This window comes from Pseudomonas sp. 2822-15 (genome assembly GCF_002742515.1).
Taxonomy (GTDB): Bacteria; Pseudomonadota; Gammaproteobacteria; order Pseudomonadales; family Pseudomonadaceae; genus Aquipseudomonas; species Aquipseudomonas salomonii.
In genome coordinates, this window is sequence record NZ_LJRY01000201.1 from 1 (window position 1) to 283 (window position 283).

The following is a 283-nucleotide window of genomic DNA, read 5'->3' on the forward strand; positions in this document are numbered from 1 at the left end:
GTGGATATTTTATGGTAAACAGTAAAGGAATTCCAACCAATGCTGCTCATGGATTTGTAAAACACCTGTTTACTGCAGTTAATACTTATAAACCAAGTCATGTATTATGCTGTTGGGATATGGGAAGTAAGACATTTAGAACAGAAATGTATCCTGATTATAAAGGTAACAGAAGCGAGGCACCTATAGAGTTAATTCCCCAGTTTGACCTAGTTAAAGAAGTTGTAGAGTCACTCGATATTCCTAATGTTGGATTGGCTGGTTTCGAAGCAGATGATTGTAT

At 36.4% G+C, this 283-nt stretch carries 1 protein-coding gene; it reads left to right on the forward strand.

All coding sequences use genetic code 11. The features are described from left to right. Positions 1–11 precede the first annotated feature (11 nt). A partial coding sequence (locus tag AOA59_RS20305; RefSeq protein WP_371919078.1) for a PIN domain-containing protein occupies positions 12–283 on the forward strand: 272 nt, incomplete at its 3' end.